The 15,751-nt window shown below is 57.2% G+C and carries 15 protein-coding genes and 2 tRNA genes; 12 read left to right on the forward strand and 5 right to left on the reverse strand.

From position 1 onward, the window contains the following. Positions 1 to 31 precede the first annotated feature (31 nt). On the reverse strand, positions 32 to 1,675 hold the full coding sequence (locus B9Z41_RS00220) for a tetratricopeptide repeat protein (RefSeq protein WP_100143829.1): 1,644 nt from the start codon (positions 1,673 to 1,675) through the stop codon (positions 32 to 34). A gap of 41 nt (positions 1,676 to 1,716) precedes the next feature. Here B9Z41_RS00220 and mutM point away from each other — a divergent pair, with 41 nt between their 5' ends. Both mutM and mutY read left to right on the forward strand, forming a co-directional pair. After that, positions 1,717 to 2,532 (forward strand): bifunctional DNA-formamidopyrimidine glycosylase/DNA-(apurinic or apyrimidinic site) lyase, encoded by an 816-nt coding sequence (mutM, locus tag B9Z41_RS00225; protein WP_100143831.1) that lies wholly within the window; start codon positions 1,717 to 1,719, stop codon positions 2,530 to 2,532. Between the two features lie 4 nt (positions 2,533 to 2,536). After that, entirely contained in the window at positions 2,537 to 3,577 is a 1,041-nt protein-coding gene (gene mutY, locus B9Z41_RS00230) for an A/G-specific adenine glycosylase (protein WP_100143833.1), read from the forward strand. On the opposite strand, the gene rapZ is transcribed toward mutY, so the two are convergent. Genes rapZ through B9Z41_RS00245 form a run of 3 tightly spaced genes read right to left on the reverse strand, consistent with a single transcriptional unit; the run spans position 3,564 to position 7,017 of the window. Further along, positions 3,564 to 4,445 (reverse strand): RNase adapter RapZ, encoded by an 882-nt coding sequence (gene rapZ, locus B9Z41_RS00235; protein ID WP_100143835.1) that lies wholly within the window; start codon positions 4,443 to 4,445, stop codon positions 3,564 to 3,566. The two genes, mutY and rapZ, sit on opposite strands and share 14 nt — an antisense overlap. Beyond that, positions 4,442 to 6,124 (reverse strand): DNA repair protein RecN, encoded by a 1,683-nt coding sequence (recN, locus tag B9Z41_RS00240; RefSeq protein WP_100143837.1) that lies wholly within the window; start codon positions 6,122 to 6,124, stop codon positions 4,442 to 4,444. Before recN ends, rapZ begins: the two co-directional genes overlap by 4 nt. Further along, positions 6,121 to 7,017 (reverse strand): NAD kinase, encoded by an 897-nt coding sequence (locus B9Z41_RS00245; protein ID WP_100143840.1) that lies wholly within the window; start codon positions 7,015 to 7,017, stop codon positions 6,121 to 6,123. Before B9Z41_RS00245 ends, recN begins: the two co-directional genes overlap by 4 nt. A gap of 39 nt (positions 7,018 to 7,056) precedes the next feature. Between B9Z41_RS00245 and hrcA the strand changes: the two genes are divergently transcribed. Together hrcA and B9Z41_RS00255 are read left to right on the forward strand one after the other, a co-directional pair. Next, the gene (gene hrcA, locus B9Z41_RS00250) at positions 7,057 to 8,058 is read left to right on the forward strand and encodes a heat-inducible transcriptional repressor HrcA (RefSeq protein WP_100145023.1); all 1,002 of its coding nucleotides are present in this window, start codon (positions 7,057 to 7,059) and stop codon (positions 8,056 to 8,058) included. Between the two features lie 180 nt (positions 8,059 to 8,238). Beyond that, positions 8,239 to 9,021, forward strand: a complete 783-nt coding sequence (locus B9Z41_RS00255; protein ID WP_233202484.1) for a metal-dependent hydrolase — start codon at positions 8,239 to 8,241, stop codon at positions 9,019 to 9,021. Here B9Z41_RS00255 and B9Z41_RS00260 read toward each other — a convergent pair. Beyond that, a complete protein-coding gene (locus B9Z41_RS00260) occupies positions 9,018 to 9,953 on the reverse strand; it encodes a DMT family transporter (RefSeq protein WP_100143844.1) in 936 nt (311 codons plus the stop codon). The two genes, B9Z41_RS00255 and B9Z41_RS00260, sit on opposite strands and share 4 nt — an antisense overlap. 46 nt (positions 9,954 to 9,999) lie before the next feature. Between B9Z41_RS00260 and B9Z41_RS00265 the strand changes: the two genes are divergently transcribed. The 8 genes from B9Z41_RS00265 to greB all read left to right on the forward strand — a co-directional run bounded on the left by B9Z41_RS00265 (position 10,000) and on the right by greB (position 15,747). Next, positions 10,000 to 10,076 (forward strand) — tRNA-Ile (locus tag B9Z41_RS00265). 31 nt (positions 10,077 to 10,107) lie between these two features. Then, positions 10,108 to 10,184, forward strand: a tRNA-Arg gene (locus tag B9Z41_RS00270). 160 nt (positions 10,185 to 10,344) lie between these two features. Further along, positions 10,345 to 11,322, forward strand: a complete 978-nt coding sequence (locus B9Z41_RS00275) for a tripartite tricarboxylate transporter substrate binding protein (protein WP_100143846.1) — start codon at positions 10,345 to 10,347, stop codon at positions 11,320 to 11,322. Between the two features lie 11 nt (positions 11,323 to 11,333). Then, the gene (locus B9Z41_RS00280; protein ID WP_100143848.1) at positions 11,334 to 11,804 is read left to right on the forward strand and encodes a (2Fe-2S)-binding protein; all 471 of its coding nucleotides are present in this window, start codon (positions 11,334 to 11,336) and stop codon (positions 11,802 to 11,804) included. After that, the gene (locus tag B9Z41_RS00285) at positions 11,801 to 14,002 is read left to right on the forward strand and encodes a xanthine dehydrogenase family protein molybdopterin-binding subunit (RefSeq protein ID WP_100143851.1); all 2,202 of its coding nucleotides are present in this window, start codon (positions 11,801 to 11,803) and stop codon (positions 14,000 to 14,002) included. Before B9Z41_RS00280 ends, B9Z41_RS00285 begins: the two co-directional genes overlap by 4 nt. 25 nt (positions 14,003 to 14,027) lie before the next feature. Then, positions 14,028 to 14,726: a substrate-binding domain-containing protein gene (locus B9Z41_RS00290; protein WP_233202438.1), complete on the forward strand. Its 699-nt coding sequence runs from the start codon at positions 14,028 to 14,030 to the stop codon at positions 14,724 to 14,726. 10 nt (positions 14,727 to 14,736) lie between these two features. Continuing rightward, on the forward strand, positions 14,737 to 15,171 hold the full coding sequence (locus B9Z41_RS00295; RefSeq protein ID WP_143474121.1) for a glycine zipper family protein: 435 nt from the start codon (positions 14,737 to 14,739) through the stop codon (positions 15,169 to 15,171). Positions 15,172 to 15,183: 12 nt separating this feature from the next. Beyond that, positions 15,184 to 15,747 (forward strand): transcription elongation factor GreB, encoded by a 564-nt coding sequence (gene greB, locus B9Z41_RS00300; protein WP_100143857.1) that lies wholly within the window; start codon positions 15,184 to 15,186, stop codon positions 15,745 to 15,747. The last annotated feature ends 4 nt before the right edge of the window (positions 15,748 to 15,751 follow it).

Raw genomic sequence — 15,751 nt, forward strand, 5'->3', positions numbered from 1 at the left:
TAGCCATGTCTTTCGAGACACCGGTTACCCCTCAAAGCTCAGGTTTGAGGCGTTGCAGTGTTTCTTGCAAAGTCTCGTTGTCGGGCGCTGACTTGATGCCTTCACGCCAAATTTTGCGTGCTTCATCGCGTTGGCCCATTTGCCACAGCACCTCGCCCAAATGCGCGGCAATCTCTGCGTCGGCACGGTCGTTGTAGGCTTTTTGCAGATAGTTGAGCGCACTGGGCAAGTCGCCTAGACGGAACTCGACCCAGCCCAAACTGTCGGTGATGAATGGATCGTCAGGTGCGAAAGTCAGCGCTTTGATGATGAGTTGCTTGGCCTCTTGCAGTCGAATTTTGCGATCGGCCAACGAAAACCCCAGTGCGTTGTAGGCGTTGTAGTACGACGGCGCTTTGGCGATGACGGCGCGCAGCAGTTGCTCCATCTCGTCGAGGCGGTTGAGCTTTTCAGCCAGCATGGCTTGTTCGTACAGCAACTCGGGTGCATTTGATTGAGCATTCGCCAGTACGTCAAAGGCCGCTTGCCATTGACGCTGGTCACGCAATAACTGCACTTCTGCCAACAAACGGTTGTTTCTTTCTTGGGTGTTGTTGGCGGGTAGTTGGGCCAGCAATTGGCGTGCCTCATTGAGCTTGCCTTGACGCGCCAAAAGTGTTGCACGTCGTGTCTGTGCTTGGGTGATGCCGCGTACAGCGTCTTCTCCCGAGTCTTGTTTGACCATGTTGACGTAGCGTGCCAAGGAAGCTTCTGCTTGTTTGTCTTGGCCTTGTTCAAATTGCAGCGAACCCAATACCAACCATGCTTCAGCTTGCTGTGGGTATCGGCTCGTGACGTCTTGCAACACAACTTGTGCGTCTGCATAACGCTGCAATTCAATCAACACGCGCGCATAGTTCATCGCCAGTTCGGGCGTGTCTTGCTGGCGCATGGCTTGTATGACCAAGGCCTGGGCTTCTTTGACTTGACGACCCATCAGTTCTAGGCCCAGCAGGGCAGGGCCGATGGACTGTGGGTCGATGGCCAGTCCCTTCTGGGCAGCTTCCAGTGCACCTGTCAGATCCTTGCTCGCCAAGCGCATTCTTCCTAGGCTGGTCCAGGCGGCGCCTCCTGTTGTATTGGCTTGCAGGTAAGGTTCGAGCGCCTTGTGTACTACTTCTGTGGCCAGTTTTTTCTCTGTCACCCGGTTGTAGTGTCGAGGAATCAGACTGATGACGACTGCTCGCTCAGGCAGCGGGGCCAACGCGATTTCTTTTTTCAGCGGCTCCAAGCTCTCAGCGGTTTGATTGAGTGCCAGCAAGATTTGCAACACATGGTTGTTGGCTGTTCTGTCTTTCGGATAAGCCTGCGCCCAAGCGCGCGCAGCCATCAAAGCGCCATCGCCTGAGCGCGCTTGTAGCGCGATGTCGACAGCACGGCTGTAGAGCTGGGTGTCGTTGGATCGACGTGCCGCATCAAGCAACAAAGAAAATCCCGCCCCAGGTTCACCTTGGCGCAAGTTGAGTTCACCCAGCAAAATTTCATACAGCAGCTCGCCAGTGAGCGCCGAGTTCTCCACCTTTTCTGGTGCGTCATCGGTTTGCGCGTGACCCCAGGCAGGCCACCCCCCTGCAATGCTGAGCAGCAAGACCAAACGCCAAGCCTGGATAGGGGCTGAGAACAAGGGCAATTTCATGAGGGCATCATAATCGCTGACTGATTTTTGACGTCTGCATCATGCCCGAATTACCCGAGGTTGAAGTTACCCGATTGAGTTTTGCCGATCGCATTGCGCAAGCCCGCATCACGGGTGTGCGTGTGGGCAAAGCCTTGCGTTGGCCTTTGGGGTGTGCGCCGCAGTCATTGCTGAACAGGCAGGTGCTGGGCGTGCGTCGTCGTGGCAAGTACTTGTTGGTCGATTTGGACCAGGGCTTGCTGCTGTGGCACTTGGGCATGTCTGGCAGTTTGAGGTTCAGTCAAGATCGCAGTCCACCAGGGACCCATGACCACTTTGATTTGGACACTGACCAGGGTTTGTTGCGTCTGAACGATCCGCGTCGCTTTGGGGCTGTGGTGTATGCAGAAAGTGAAACCTGTCCACAGGCGGTCAAGCTGTTGGGGCATTTGGGCATGGAGCCCTTGGGTGGGCAATTCGACCTGGATGCTTTTCACCATGGCTTGCGGCAACGCCGATCTGCCATCAAGCAGGTCTTGTTGGGCGGTGATGTGGTGGTGGGCGTGGGCAACATCTATGCCTCTGAGGCCTTGTTTTTGGCGGGTATTCGTCCCACGTTGCGGGCGGATCGGGTCAGCCGGCCACGTGCTGAGAAATTACGTGCAGCCATTGTGGATGTGTTGGCCCGAGCGGTTCTCAAAGGTGGCAGCACATTGCGAGACTTCTCCAGCGCCGACGGTCAGCAGGGCTATTTCCAATTAGAGGCCATGGTGTATGGCCGTGCAGGCGAGCCCTGCCGTGTGTGCGCGACCCCGATTCGCCAGTTGCGCCAAGGTCAACGCTCGACCTATTACTGCCCCACCTGCCAGAAAGCCTGACCTGATGACTCAACGACACATGGGCTTTGCCGAGGCCGTGGTGGCTTGGCAAAAAAAGCATGGACGACACGACTTGCCGTGGCAAAACACGCAAGACCCTTATGCGGTTTGGTTGTCTGAAATCATGTTGCAACAAACTCAGGTCAGCACGGTGCGTGACTATTTCGCACGGTTTTTGCAACGCTTTCCCACGGTTGCCGATTTGGCCGCAGCGCCCTTAGACGATGTGCTGGGCCTGTGGAGCGGTTTGGGCTACTACAGCCGCGCCCGCAACATGCACAAGGCAGCGCAAGCCGTGGTGGCTTTGCACGGCGGCGTGTTTCCTCGCAGTTCAGAAGCTTTGCAAACCTTGCCGGGCATTGGCCGCTCGACGGCGGCAGCGGTGGCTTCGTTGTGCTTTGGCGAACCCATTGCCATCTTGGATGGCAATGTCAAGCGGGTGCTGACGCGTGTGTTGGGTTTCAAGGATGACTTGGCCTCTTCTCGCCATGAGCGTGCGTTGTGGGAGATTGCGCAAACCATGTTGCCAACACGAGATGTAGCACGCGCCATGCCGCGCTATACCCAAGGTGTGATGGACATGGGCGCGACCTTGTGCACGCCCAAGCAGCCGAGGTGCTCCCAATGTCCCGTTCAAGCGCAATGCGTGGCAGCGGCAGAGGGCGCGCCCGAGCGTTATCCGGTCAAAACGCGCAAACTCAAACGAAGTGCAGAGTCGTGGTGGTTGTTGCTGGCGCAAACGTCTGCGGGTGAGGTGTTGCTGGAACAACGGCCACACACAGGAGTGTGGGCCGGTTTGTATGCCTTGCCCATGTTCGCCACTTTGGCGGACTTGCAAGCGGCAGTGCCCAAGCGTCAACGCGCGCACTTGCAAGAGGAGGGCACGTTCAAGCATGTGCTGACCCACAAAGACCTGCACCTTCACCCGGTGCGTTTGGTGTTGCCAAGCGCTCAGGCCTTGGGGCATGGGCAGTGGCTGGCGGGCGATGCATGGCCCAGTTTGGGCTTGCCAGCCCCTGTGCGAAAACTCCTCACAAACCCATGATGTCCAATTCGCGATGACGCTTGAGCGTGACCCAGTCTTGGGTGAATTGCTGGCTCAGGCGCTCCACCAGATACACCGAACGGTGTTGCCCGCCTGTGCATCCGATCGCCACTGTCACATAGCTGCGGTGGTCTTGGTTCAGCTGGGGTAGCCACGAGGTCAAGAACGCAGAAATATCCACCGCCATTTTGTCAACCGGTGGGTGTTGCTTGAGCCACTGAGCCACGGGCTCATCGCGTCCTGTCAGAGGACGCAACTCGGGTTCGTAGTGTGGGTTGGGCAGCATGCGCACATCGAACACATAGTCAGCATGCAAGGGAATGCCGCGTTTGAATGCAAATGACTCGAACATCAAGGTCAGCTGCGTGGCAGGTGCTGACACCAGTGATTTGATGTAGGCCTGCAACTTGGTGTTGCGCAACAAGCTGGTGTCAATGATGTGCGAGGCTTCACGCAAGTCAGCCAGCAATTGACGCTCTAACTCAATGGCTTCAATCAAGTCACGTTGCTGGTCAGGCACGGTGTTGGAGTCTTCTTGCTGCGACAGCGGATGACGACGGCGAGTTTCTGAAAACCGGTGCACCAACACCTCTGTGCTGGCGTCCAAAAAGAGGGGGCGCACATTCACATCCAAGGCACGCAGATGGCTGAGTTGCGGCATCACCAACGGCAGCGAGCCGGCACTGCGCACGTCCATGGCAATGGCCACTTTGTTGGCGCGTTGCTGCTGTTCAAGCTTGACGAACGGCAGCAACAACTCGGGCGGCAGGTTGTCGACGCAGTAATAGCCCGCGTCTTCCAGCGCGTGCAAAGCCACCGACTTGCCCGAGCCGGACATGCCTGTGATCAGAACAATTTCTTGGTTCATGCGCTGCGAACTTTTTTCAGGGCGGGTCTGTGCAACATTTCTCGGGCGTGGGCGAGGGTGGTCTCTGACACTTTCTCTCCCCCCAGCATGCGCGCAATTTCGGCGACGCGTTTGTCGTCTTCCAGTCGGGTCACTTGGCTGGCCGTGCCTTGTGCATCGCTGTGTTTCGAGACCACCAGATGGTGATCTGCACAAGCCGCGACCTGGGGCAAATGGGTGACAGCCATGACTTGGCGGTCACGACCAAGTTGCTGCATCAGGCGCCCCACGGTCTCTGCCACGGCCCCACCCACGCCAGAATCGACTTCATCAAAGATCAAGGTTTGTGCACTGCCCAGCTGGCTGGTGGTGACCGCAATTGCCAACGCAATGCGAGACAGCTCGCCACCTGAGGCTACTTTGCCCACCGGGCGTGGCGTGGTCCCGGGGTGACCCGCCACCAAGAACTGCACGTTTTCCAAGCCACTGGCTGTGGGTTGGTCGGTTTTGTCGAGCTGTACTTCAAAACGTCCACCTTGCATGCCCAACCCCTGCATGGCCTGTGTGATGGCGGTGGCCAGTTTGGGTGCTGCTTTGGCGCGGGCTTGTGACACCACACGCGCCTGCGCTTGGTAAGCCACAGCGGCCTGTGCCTGTGTGGCTTCTAAAGCGCCCAAGTCGGTGGCGGCATCGAGTTGCGACAGCCGTGTGCGCCATTCTTGGTAAAGGGCGGGGAGCTCCTGCGGTGTGCGTTTGAAGCGGCGCGCCAGTGACATCCACAGTGACATGCGTTCGTCGAGCTGGTGCAAACGCTGGGGGTCCAGCTCGGTATGTCCCAAGTAGCTGTGCAACGAGTGCGCCACATCGGCGGCTTGCGCCAGGCTAGACGCCAGCACATCGACCCAGTTGGCAAATTCAGCTTCCACGCTGGCTTGGTCTTGCAGCACATCTTGTGCGCGCGCCAGTTGGTGCAAGGCACCGTTGTCCTCATCTTCGAGCGCGGCTATTGCAGCGCTGGCCGCGTCCATCAGGGCTTGCGCGTTGGTCAAGCGCGTGTGCTGCGTGTTGAGCTCGTCCCACTCGTCGCTGCCAGGCGAGAGTTTGTCGACTTCAGTCATTTGCCAAAGCAGACGCTCACGCTCTTCTTGCAGTGTGTTTTGTGCGTTGCGTGCATCTTGCAGTGCTTGCACGCTGCGTCGCCATGTGCTCCACAACTGACCCAATGGCCCTAAGCTCACACCCGCGTAGGCGTCGAGCAAGCCACGCACTGCGTCGGGGCGGGTCAGGCTTTGCCAGGCGTGCTGGCCGTGGATGTCGAGCACTTTGTCGCCCAAGGCCCGCAACTGGGTGGCAGTGGCTGGGCTGCCGTTTATCCAGGCGCGGCTTTTGCCTTGTGCGTCGATGGTGCGCTTGAGCAACAAGCTGTCGGCGGGTGCACTGTCAGCGTCAAAGCCTTCTTCGTGAAGCCAACTGTGCAGATCCGTGTTGACATCAAATTCAGCACAAATCTCGGCCCGTGCAGCACCTTCACGCACCACGCCAGCATCGGCACGCGCACCCAGTACCAGTTGCAAGGCGTCAATCAAGATCGATTTGCCAGCACCGGTTTCACCCGTCAGCGCTGTGAAGCCACTCGACAGGTTCAGGTCGAGTTCGCGCACGATCACAAAGTCGCGCAAAACGATGTGCTGCAAGCTCATGCCACGCCCTCGTTCCAGTGCAGTTTTTTACGCAAGGTGTCAAAGTAGCTCCAACCCTTGGGGTGCAAAAAGCGCGCCTTGTGTTGCGAGCGACGCACGGTGATGCGGTCCCCAATCAACAAAGAGGCCAACGATTGCATGTCAAAGTTGGCGCTGGCGTCGCGCCCAGCCACGAGGTCAATCACGATCTCTCCGGGGTCTGTCAACACGATGGGGCGGTTGGACAGGGTGTGTGGCGCAATCGGGACCATCACCCAGGCCGGCAAAGAGGGATGCAGCAAGGGGCCGCCCGCAGACAGTGAGTAGGCGGTTGAACCCGTTGGTGTGGCAATGATCAAACCATCGGCGCGTTGATTGGCCACAAAGTGGCCATCCACTTCCACCCGCATTTCCACCATGCCCGAGGTGGCGCCACGGTTGACCACCACATCGTTGAGGGCCAAGGCGTCAAACACACAATGGCCATCGCGCCAGACCTTGGCGTGCATCATGGCGCGGTTGTCTTCTTCGTATTCACCGCGCAGCATGGCTTGCAAGGTGTCGGCAAAGGCGTTCAGCGGAATGTCGGTGATGAATCCCAGTCGTCCTTGGTTGATGCCAATCAAGGGCACTTGGTACTGGGCCAGTTGTCGGCTGTAGCCCAGCATGGTGCCGTCACCTCCCACCACCAAGGCCAAATCGCAGTGTGTGCCAATGCCTCGTACATCCATCACTGGGTAGCCCGACAATCCGGTGTTGGCAGCGGTGTCGTGCTCCAGAACAACTTCACAGTTCTGCGCGTGCAGAAACTGTGCAATGCTCTCCAGGGTCAGCCGTGTAGATGGCTTGGCACCGCCCGCCGTGGGCAGTTGGTATTTTCCGAGCAGTGCGATGTGGCGAAACTTCGATTTCATAGCCAAATTACATCATTAAAATTCGAACAAGAAATGACCATGCTAGACGATCGCGCCAAGTTACTGCTCAAAGCGCTGGTAGAGCGCTACATCGCCGACGGGCAGCCCGTCGGTTCACGCACGCTCTCGCGCGCAACTGGCATTGAACTGTCGCCCGCGACGATTCGCAATGTGATGTCTGACCTGGAGTCTTTGGGCTTGATCGTCAGCCCGCATACCTCCGCCGGACGTATTCCTACTGCGCGTGGTTACCGGTTGTTTGTGGACACCATGCTCACCACCGACCGAAAACAGCTGCACACGCCGCAACTGGTGGCGGATCAACCACAAAAGGTGATTGCCAACGCGGCGCATTTGCTGTCTGACTTGTCTCATTTCGTCGGCGTGGTCATTGCGCCGCGACGCAGCTCTGTGTTTCGTCACATCGAGTTTTTGCGTTTGTCGGAGAAGCGCTTTTTGGTCATCATCGTCTCGCCCGAAGGCGATGTGCAAAACCGGGTCTTGTTCACAGAGGCTGATTACACGCAGTCGCAGTTGATTGAGGCCTCGAATTACCTCAACCAACACTTCTCGGGCATGGCCATTGAGCAGGTGCGTGAAAAGCTGCTGCTGGAAGTCGAGTCCCTGCGTGGAGAGATCGCCACCCTCATGCAAGCGGCGGTGCAAGTGAGCACCGAAGCTTTGACCCAAGTGCAAGACGATGTGGTGATCAGTGGCGAACGCAACCTCTTGTCGGTCAGCGATTTTTCCAGCGACATGGGCAATTTGCGCCGCGCCTTTGATTTGTTTGAACAAAAGGCGCAGTTGGTGCGCTTGCTCGATATCTCGGCCCAAGCCGAAGGTGTGCGCATCTACATCGGCGGCGAGAGCCAGATTGTTCCGATGGAAGAGCTTTCTGTGGTCAGTGCCCCTTATGAGGTGGATGGCCAAGTGGTGGGAACCTTGGGCGTGATTGGCCCAACCCGCATGGCCTACGACCGCATGATTCAAATTGTGGACATCACGTCCAAGCTGGTCAGCAACGCCCTCAGCCACAAGTAGCGCTGTCACCGGTGCAACTGCTCGCCATATGGATTGCGGGAAACCCTCTGTCTGAATTGCGGTTTTTACCCAAAGATGCCAAGGTTTCTGCAACCCTTTAAGAAAGATGTACTTATGACACTCACGCGTTGGCTCAAATTGAACTGTGCCGTGGCGTTGACCGCCGTGGCTTTGTTTGGCATGTCCGCACAGGCTCAAACTGCCCCTGCGTCAAACGGCAAAACCGAAATGCTATGGTTGGGCCAGGCCGGTTTTCGCATCAAAACGCCCGGTGGAAAAATCATTGTGATTGACCCCTGGCTCAAGGGTGGTCCTAAAACACCGGCCAACATCAAGAATGATTTTTCAGCACTGGGCAAGATTGACCTGCTATTGGTCACCCACGCCCACGTGGACCATTTAGGCGATGCCCCCGAGCTGGCCAAGCTCAACAACACGGTGTTGTATGGCCCTGCTGACATGGTCACACCGCTGATCACGCTGGGTGTATTGCCTGCCAACTTGGGTCATCGGTTTAACAAAACCGGCAGCGTCAAACCTTTGCCTGGCATCAAGGTCACGGCGGTGGCTGCTGAACATTCATCCTTGATCGTTTGGAACAATCCTGCGACCGGCAAAAACGAATCGCATCCTGCGGGCGAAGCGGTGGGCTACATCATTGAGCTGGAAAACGGCTTCAAGATTTGGCACATGGGTGATACCGGTTTGTTTGGCGACATGAAATTCATCAGCGAACGCTACAAACCTGACCTCGTGCTCATGCCGATTGGTGGCAACTTCACCATGGACCCCGAAGATGCAGCCTTTGCAGCACGCACCTGGATTCAACCCAAGATGGTCATGCCTATGCACTACAACTCCAACCCTTTGACCAAAGGCACGTTGGCAGAGTTTCAAGATGCTATGAAGGGCAGCCCCATCAAAGTGGTGCCCATGACCGAAGGGCAGACGCTGGAGTTTTAAGCCTTACGCACCCCGAACAAAATGCCGCAGGTCACCAGTGCCAGGCCTGCGAGCACGTTCAGGTGCATGGGCTCTCCCAACACCGCCAACGCGCCCAAGGCAGACAAGCCTGGCACGAGGGCGGTGATCATGGTGGAACGCACGGGCCCATAGTGACGAATCATCATGTTGAACGTGATGCCCGAAATCGCCACCGACCCCACACCTTGAAACATGGCCTGAAACCACAACTCGCTCAGCGGGGCAGTTGCCAAGTGGCTGGGTATCCAACCCATCCATGCGGATACGCCATAGATTGGCACAAACGTGACGCATGCAAACGCAGTGATGGCCATGGTGGCGCGAATGGCATTCAAGCCTTGGCGACGCACCAGCACGCTGTAGATGCCCCAGCACATGGCGGCACTCATGAATAGCACATCGCCTTTCCAAACTTCTCCGCCGTCAAACGCTTTGAGCAAACTGGCGCCTCCTACCAGCACATCGCCCGCCACGATGCATGCCAAACCCATGGCACGATTTTTTGAGATCGGGTCTTTCAAAATCACCATGGCTAGCAGTGATGTCCACAAAGGCAGACTGCCTGGTAACAGCACAGAAGCATGCAGTGCGGGCGCATAGAAAAAACCTGAGTACGCCAACACCGCGTAGAGCAGTCCGCCAAACAAGCCCGTGGCAGCTGTGATGCGCCATGGCAACGGCGATAGACCTAGAAACGAACAAGTGGCCGTACCTGTTTGTCGAGGCCCGCGCATCAGCCACCAGCCCCAAGGCAGCAACACGGTGCTGGCACCCAAGATGCGTAGAAATCCAATGTCCAACGGCAACAAGTTGTGCGATGCCGAGGCACGTGCAATCACGATGAATGATGTCCAAATGAGAACAGTGGTGATGGCAGCAATGAGTCCAATAGACCGGGGTGAAAGTTTCATTGAAAGATGATACGTGGCAGCACATTTACAATGCTCAACTTGGTTTGGGGCGTTAGCTCAGTTGGTTAGAGCAGAGGACTCATAATCCTTTGGTCCACAGTTCAAGTCTGTGACGCCCTACCAATTTCTTGTGATACAATGCTGTCTTTCCAGAGCGGCTGTAGCTCAGCTGGATAGAGTACTTGGCTACGAACCAAGGGGTCGTGGGTTCGATTCCTGCCAGCCGCACCAAATTGAACAAGGGTTTGCATCGAAAGACGCAAACCCTTTTTCTTTTGTCCCTCATGATGTGTTGCCAATTGCTTTAGGTGACCGTGATATTTGGTTTTATCTCCTCTAATGTGGCCTGAAGTTTTGGCGCTTCATCCCTAACAATCACGGAGATCACACCATGCATTTCAAACGTCTGTTCACCCTTGCTTGTTTTGCTGCCACCGCTATGGGTGTGCCGTTTGCTGCACAAGCACAGCAGGGTTATCCCAACCGTCCTGTGAAGATCATCGTGCCGTTTGCCGCCAGTGGGCCGGCCGATAACTATGCACGTTTCATGGCGCAACGTTTGCAAGATGCCATGGGGCAACCTTTTGTGGTGGACAACCGTCCCGGTGCAGGCTCCATCATTGGGACCGATGCCGCAGCCAAAGCGCCTGCGGATGGGTACACCTTGCTGATGATGTCCAACACCCAGACCGTCAATGAATCGTTGATCCCAAACAAGCCCTTCAATTTGTTGAAAGACTTTGCACCGATTGCGCCCGTCAACTATTCCGACTTGGTGTTGGTGGTCAATCCAGCCGTGAATGCCAATTCCTTGCAAGACCTGATCAAGCTGGCCAAAGCCAACCCGGGCAAGTTGAACTATGCGTCCTCAGGCAACGGCACGCCGTACCACATGGCCGGCGAGTTGTTCAAGCACATGGCCGATATTCAAATGACCCACATTCCCTACAAAGGCAGTGCCGCAGCGCGCACCGATGTGTTGTCGGGTCAAGTCGACATGATGTTTGATGCGGTGACCACGATGGCTGAAAACATCAAAGCTGGCAAGGTCCGTGGCCTGGCCACTACTGGTCGTGTGCGCTCTTCGGTGATGCCTGAAGTGCCCACGGTGAGTGAGCAGGGCGTAGCCAAATATGAGGCGGTCATTTGGTTGGGCCTGATGGCACCTGCGGGCACGCCTGATGCCATCGTCACGCGCCTGAACACCGAGGTCAACAAGATCATCAACTCAGCCGATGTGAAAACCGCATGGGCTAAACAAGGCGCCGTGCCAATGTCGATGACGGTGCCCGCTTTCACCAAATACTTGGCAGAGGACGTGGCCAAGTGGGCCACCATCGTCAAAGTATCTGGTGCCAAAGCCGACTGAACGGGCTTGCCATGCCCATGATTCAGTTTGAACTCAATGGCCACACTCAAAGCGTAGACGCGCAAGACAACGACAGTCTGCTGGATGTGTTGCGCAACAGCTGTGGTCAAAAATCGGCGCGGTTTGGCTGTGGTTTGTCGCAGTGCGGTGCCTGCCATGTGATGGTTGACAACCATGCGCTGCCTGCGTGCAGCACGCCCATGTGGTCGGTGGTGGGCAAGCAGGTAGTGACGCTGGAAGGTTTGGGGCAAGCGGACAATCCCCATCCGTTGCAGACTGCGTTTTGCCAGCAACAAGCAGCGCAATGTGGCTATTGCAGCAGTGGCATGTTGATGACGGCGGCCGCTTTGCTCAAGCACAACCCGCATCCCACACCCGATCAAGTGCGTGAGGCTTTGCAGGGTAATTTGTGTCGCTGTGGCGCACACAACCGCATCGTGCGTGCTGTGTGTCAAGCTGCCCAGGCCATGGAGGGCACATGAGCACAAGCATTGATAAACCTACGGTCTTGCCGGGTGGTCTCAATACCAACCGTCAGATTGCGCAATGGTTGCAGTTCTTACCCGATGGCCGTGTGCGCTTGCTGTCGGGCAAGGTTGAAATTGGTCAAGGCATCCTGCATGCGCTGGCGCAAATTGCAGCCCAAGAACTGGCGCTGGATGTGTCATGCATTGATGCGGTCGCAGCCAGCACCGCGTTGAGTCCAAACGAGGCCGTCACTTCGGGCAGTTTGTCCGTTCAGGATTCAGGCATTGCCGTTCGTCTGGCGTCGCGTCACGCCCGGATGTTGTTCACCCAGGCAGCGGCTGCGCAATATGCCGTGCAGGTGCAAGACATTCAGGTGCTCAACGGTCAGTTCATGCACCAGGGGCGGGTGCTGTGTGGCTATGGTGACTTGTGCCATGCAATGGATTTGCACCTTGAGGTGTTGCCCGCCGAGCGTTTGCCCAGCGTCACATTGGCGCCTGGTTCCTCGCCTGTGCGCCCTGATCTCGTCCGCAAGTTTTTTGGCGCTGCCGATTACCTGCAAGACCTTGAGTTACCTGGCATGTTGCACGGACGCATGTTGCGTCCACCCAATTTACAGGCACGTTTGAACGATGACATCTGGTTGCAGGTGTGTGGCCAAGTTCAGCAGTTGCCAGGCGTGCAAGGTGTTTACCGCGATGGCTGCCAAATTGGACTGCTGGCTCAAACTGAAGTGCAAGCCGTTCAAGCGGTTGAATCCCTTCGTCAAGCATTGGTGGAGGAGGCCGCTTGGTTTATTCCGTCTGAGTTGCCTGACGCCACACAGTTGAACGCTTGGTTGCGCAACAGCCCTTTGCAGACCACCACGGTGGCCAGTTCCACAAAAGCCGTCGATGTGGCGCGCGCCCAAGCCGTTCGCACCTTGCAGGCTGACTATGCCCGTGGTTATTTGCACCATGGCTCCATGTCACCCTCGTGTGCGCTGGCGCAGTGGCGCGTAGATGGGTTGGACGTGTGGAGCCATTCACAAGGTATTTTTAATTTGCGCCGCGATCTGGCGCTGGCTTTGGCAATCGCGCCTGAACAGGTCACCATTCAGCACATGCAAGGCGCGGGCTGCTACGGTCACAACGGGGCCGATGATGTGGCGTTTGACGCTGCTTGGCTGGCCCGCTTTGCAAGTGGTGCGCCTGTGCGTGTGCTGTGGTCACGTCATGATGAAATGGCCTGGTCCCCTTTGGGGCCCGCCATGAGCGTGGGCTTGCAGGCCGGCCTGGATGCACAAGATCGTGTGGTCTTTTGGCAGCACGATATCTGGAGTCAAGGCCATGGCACGCGTCCTGGGCGCAACGCCACGCCTGCCTTGTTGGGCTGTTGGTTGCAGCATGCCGAATTCCCGATCCTGCTGGCTGAAAACGCGGCCATGTCAGCCGGTGGTGGCTCCGAGCGCAACGCGGTGCCGCCGTACCAGTTTGATGCGTTGCAGGTGCTCAACCACCGCGTGATGCAGATGCCCATGCGCGTGTCAGCCTTGCGTGGTTTGGGTGCGCACACCAATGTGTTTGCAGCCGAGTCGTTCATGGACGAGCTGGCGCATGCCACAGGCCAAGATCCGTTGGCGTTTCGTTTGCAGTATTTGCAGGACCCACGCGGGCGTGCCGTGCTTGAGCAAGCTGCGACACAAGCCCAATGGCCACACCGCGACGCGCGTCAACAAGCCCATGCGGCCACAGGCGCTGACACTGCCTGGGGACAAGGGTTGGCCTACGCCCGATACAAAAACACCGGGGCATATTGCGCACTGGTGGCCGAGGTGGAGGTGGCTGAACAAGTGCGTGTGAAGCGTCTCTACATCGTGGCTGACGTTGGGTATGTGGTGGATGCCGATGGCGCCTCCAACCAGTTGGAGGGCGGAGCCATCCAAGCCACCAGTTGGACCTTGCTGGAGGCGGCCAAGTTTGACCGAAGCCAAGTACTCAGTGTGGATTGGGAAAACTACCCGATTTTGCGTTTCAACGATGTCCCAGAAGTCTCGGTCGAGTTGTTGTCAGACGCTCAGCACCCGTCCGTGGGCGCGGGCGAAGCCACCATCGGTCCTTGTGCCGCAGCGATTGGCAATGCGGTGTTCCACGCCTTGGGCGTGCGTGTGCGCGAGATGCCGATCACCCCTGAACAAATTGTCAAAGCCATGGATCAAGCGGACACCGTTTGATCCCAAACACATTCAAGGAGTATTGATGGAGTTGCATATCTTGAGCGGTGGTGCAGCCGCTGGTTTGGTCGAGCCTTTGCAGGCGGACTTCGAAGCCGCACACAGCTGTACCTTGCATGGAACATTCAGCGCCGTTGGCGCCATGAAAGAAAAGTTATTGGCGGGCGCACCGTGTGATCTGGTCATCTTGACCCAAGCCTTGGTTGATGGCCTGGTCGCTTCGGGTCATGTGCAACCGGGCAGCACACGTCGCCTAGGCGTTGTCAAAACCGGATTGGCGGTGAAAACGGGCACCCCACATCCTGCGATCAAAACACGGGCTGAGTTGCAAGCGGCCTTTCGTGCCGCTGAAGGTATTTATTTCCCTGATCCCAAGTTGGCCACTGCGGGCATTCATTTCTTGAAGGTGCTCACGACCTTGGGCTTGGATGTTGAGTTGGCTGACCGTTTTCGTACCTACCCCAATGGCGCCACGGCTATGCGCGAGATGGCCAAGGCCAGCGGGCATGTGTTGGGCGGTACACAGGTGACCGAAATCAACTACACCCAAGGTGTCGATTTGATTGGCTTGTTTCCTCAAGAATTCGAGTTGGCCACGGTCTATACCTTGGGCATCGCCTCCCATGCCCAGCAGCCGCAACTCGCCCAGCAACTGGCGGATCAGCTGACGGGTGAGAGTACCCGCGCGTTGCGCATGGCTTTGGGGTTTGAGCTGCAAGACTAAAATTGCGGGCATGAAAACCCACCTTGCTTTTAGTTGTTTTACCTTCGGGTTGTTATTGCTTGGTGGCTGTGCGACACCTATTGCCAAGCCTGCTTTCTATCCGAACGCTTACTACCAGCGTGTAGGCCCTGCGCAAGCAGAGGCAGACAGCCAAGCATGTGCTGATTTGGCACAACGCTCTGAGGTTGGGTCTGTCAACAAAGTAGACGCGGCCCGCGCAGGTGCTGCGGGTGCCGCAGGGGTGGCAACCGCTGGTGTCGTGGGTTCGGTGCTTCAAGGCCACTCACCAGACCTCAGGAACATCGCTGCGGGTGCTGCTGCCATTGGCGCGGGTGGGGCTGCTGCCACGGCGGCTGGTCAATCGGTGGGGGGCAGCAGTTTGTATCGGCGTTTTGTCCAGCAATGCCTGGCTGAACGAGGCTACCAAGTCATTGGTTGGCATTGAGCCCAGGTTTGCATGAGCAAAGCATTCACCCGAGAAACCGACTCGGACGATGACGAAGAGGTCGGTTTACCTCCCCTGCCTGCTGGTGGCAAAAATTACATCACCCCTCAAGGTTACGCGGTACTGCGTGCCGAGCTGTTTGACTTGATGGACAACGAACGCCCGCGCATGGTGGAGATCGTGCATTGGGCGGCGAGCAACGGCGACCGATCTGAAAATGGGGACTACCACTATGGCAAGAAACGCCTGCGTGAAATAGACCGGCGTATCCGCTTTCTGACCAAGCGCCTTGAAATTGCCGAAGTCACGGATCCGAGCGTGCACCAAGGCAGCGACCAAGTATTTTTTGGTGCCACGGTCACGTACATCGATGAGGCTGATGTAGAGCGCACGGTCACCATTTTGGGCATTGATGAGGCGGACAGTCTCAAAGGTCAGGTGAGTTGGATTTCACCCATTGCCCGCGCCTTGCTGAAAGCGCGGGAAGGGGATGTGGTCAAACTCGTCACGCCCGTGGGCGTGCAAGAAGTTGAGGTGGTGGAGGTGCGTTATCCGGCACCTTCAACGCTGGGTTGACGGC

It is taken from the genome of Limnohabitans sp. JirII-31 (genome assembly GCF_002778315.1).
GTDB lineage: Bacteria > Pseudomonadota > Gammaproteobacteria > Burkholderiales > Burkholderiaceae_C > Limnohabitans.